General features: G+C 67.8%; 2 protein-coding genes. One reads left to right on the plus strand and one right to left on the minus strand.

Going from position 1 to position 2,487, the window contains the following annotated elements; translation table 11 throughout:
• Window positions 1–21: 21 nt before the first annotated feature.
• Window positions 22–681, plus strand: coding sequence for a hypothetical protein (locus tag WCB02_RS15275; RefSeq protein WP_423959145.1), 660 nt, complete (start codon window positions 22–24; stop codon window positions 679–681).
• An 18-nt stretch (window positions 682–699) separates the two neighbouring features.
• Here WCB02_RS15275 and WCB02_RS15280 read toward each other — a convergent pair whose 3' ends face one another.
• Window positions 700–2,427 carry a SulP family inorganic anion transporter gene (locus WCB02_RS15280; protein WP_423959147.1) on the minus strand — a complete coding sequence of 576 codons (1,728 nt, stop codon included), beginning with the start codon at window positions 2,425–2,427 and terminating at the stop codon, window positions 700–702.
• Between the last annotated feature and the right edge of the window lie 60 nt (window positions 2,428–2,487).

Consider the following 2,487-nt stretch of genomic DNA (forward strand, 5'->3'; position numbering starts at 1 on the left):
CTTGAAACAATCCAGGAGGAAATGGTTGGACTGATCCAGGATCTTGAACCGCACGACGATTTCGACCCGGTGCTCACTGATAAGCAAGCCAAGGCGGCGGTGGTCGAGGTTGCGGGGGTCGCGCGCCCGGAACGCGAGACTTCTTCCCAACCCGCGCCGGAAGAACATGTCCAGGAGGACTCGCGTCTACCCGAAATCTGGCGCACCGAACGAAGCGTGCTTTGCGTTCCAGGGCGCGGCGCCCTCGACGGCGTCGCGGCGGAGATGCTGGCGCAGTTGCTGCGCAAACATGGGCTGGGCGCGCAAGCGGCGCCGCGTCACGCGTCGTCCAGGTCGGGGATCGGCGGGCTCGACCCCACCGGTGTCGCAATGGTGTGCGTCACCTACGTCGAGCTTATCGGCAGCCCGCCGCATTTGCGCTACCTTTTGCGCCGAATCCAACAACGATTTCCGCACTCCCCGATCGTGATCGGGTTCTGGGAGCCGGACGATGCGCCGCGGGGGGATCGATCGGCGCAGGGAATTACCGGCCGTACCGATGTTGCGAGTTCACTTCATGAGGCGGTGCGAAAATGCCTGGAGGAGGCGCATAGAGTGGAGCTGGCGGAACCCGCTCCAAGCCATGAAGGACCGCCCCCGGCCGCGGATTCCGCGTCGCCCGTGGCCCATGTGGCGCTGTGAGCGCCGTCGACTGAACAGCTAACCGGAGAATGCGCTTTTCGTCCCGCCCGCGAGGCGCCCGCCGGCGCTGACCGCAGCCAGCGCCTCGTGCAGGGTGTCGAAGATCCGGTCCTCGCCGACCGCCGCGGCGACGCCGTGGCGCACCAGATCCGAGCGCAGGAAGGCGTTGACGCGCGCCAGCACCAGGCCGACCTTGGCGCTCGTCAATTCGTCGATGAGGTCGCGTATGGTGCGGGCGGCGGTGTAGTCGATGTCGAAGACCGCGGCGCAATCGATGACAAACCAGCGGACCGGCTCGGGCGCGCCGGCGACAAGGCCCCGCACCTGGTCGGCGAAGCGGTCGGCGTTGGCGTAGAAGAGGTCCGCTCCGAACCGGTAGACGATGAGCCCGGGATCGGTCTCGAGGCCCGGAGCGGCCGGCTCCAACCGCTCCTGCGCGCCGGGGACGAGCACCATCGCGTGCGGCCGGTAGCTGTGGCGGACGTGGCGACCGAGCGAGGCCGCGATCGCAAGCAGGATGCCCTGCTCGACGCCGATCGCCGGCACCGCCGCGGCGGTGAACAAAGCCAGAAGAAATTCGCCCCGGCTTTCGCGCTTGATGGCGCCGAGGCCCTGAATGTCGAGCATGCCGACGGCGATGGTGAACACGATGCTCGCCAGAACGCAGCGCGGCAGGTGCTGCAGCGGGCCGGTCAGGAACAGCAATACGAGGACCACGACGGCGGCGAAGACGAGCTGCGCGACCTGGCTCCGCGCGCCCGCCCCTTCCGCCATCGCCGTCTGGGTCGGGCTGCCATTGACCACGAAGGCGCCGCTGAGCGCCGCGGCGGCGTTGGCGGCCGAGAGTCCGAGGATGTCGGCGTTTTCGTCGACGCGCTCTCTGTCCTTCACAGCATAAATGCGCGCCGTCGCCGCGCTCTGGGCGATGATCATGACGAAGCACGAGGCGGCGACCGGCAGCAGCGCCAGCGTATCGCTCCAGCTCACGTTCGGCCATTTAAACGACGGCAGCCCCCCGGGCACCGGACCGACGACCGCAAAGCCGCGCTCGGCCAGATTGAGCCAGGCGCTGGCCGCGATTGAGCCGACAACCAGAACCAGCGGCGCCGGAAAGCGGGGCGCGAACCGGCGGGCGAGGAGAATGCTCGCGGCGACGAAGATCGACAAGGCCACGACGCGGCCGTCCGCCGACGGCGCCGCCCGCACGACCTCCCATAGTTGGACCACGGTATGGCGGGAGGCCACGGCGACCCCGAGCATGTCGCCGAGCATCGCGACGCCGACCTGCACCCCGACCCCGGTCAGGAACCCGACCAGCACCGTGCGCGACAGGAAATCGGCGAGGAAGCCGGCCTTGAAGACGCGCGCGACCAGAAGCACGCCAGCCGTCTCCAGCGTCAGCATACCGACCAGCGCCATGTACCGGTCGCTGCCGGGCGGCGCCATATGGGAGAGCGCGCCCGAGAAGATCGCAGCGGTCGCCGAATCAGCCGCCACAACCAGATGGCGCGACGAGCCGAAGACGGCGAAGGCGAGGAGTGGCAGGAGAACGGTGTAAAGGCCAGTGACGACGGGGGTCCCGGCTATCCTTGTGTATCCGAGCACCTGGGGAATGTTCATCGAGGCGAGCGTGACGCCGGCGAAGGCGTCGCGCAGAGCCTCGCGCGGCCTGAGCGGAAGGACGCCGTGGAGAAGGGTGATCCGCGCCCGCCCTTGCGCGCCTGCTTCGCCGCCTAATGACGTCAAGTCCCCATTTCCTGCGAAACCCAAGTTGATTCGACTGTCATTTTATTATCACAATAGAGC

The sequence above is a fragment of the Bradyrhizobium sp. genome, from assembly GCF_049581145.1.
In the GTDB taxonomy this organism is placed as follows: domain Bacteria; phylum Pseudomonadota; class Alphaproteobacteria; order Rhizobiales; family Xanthobacteraceae; genus Bradyrhizobium.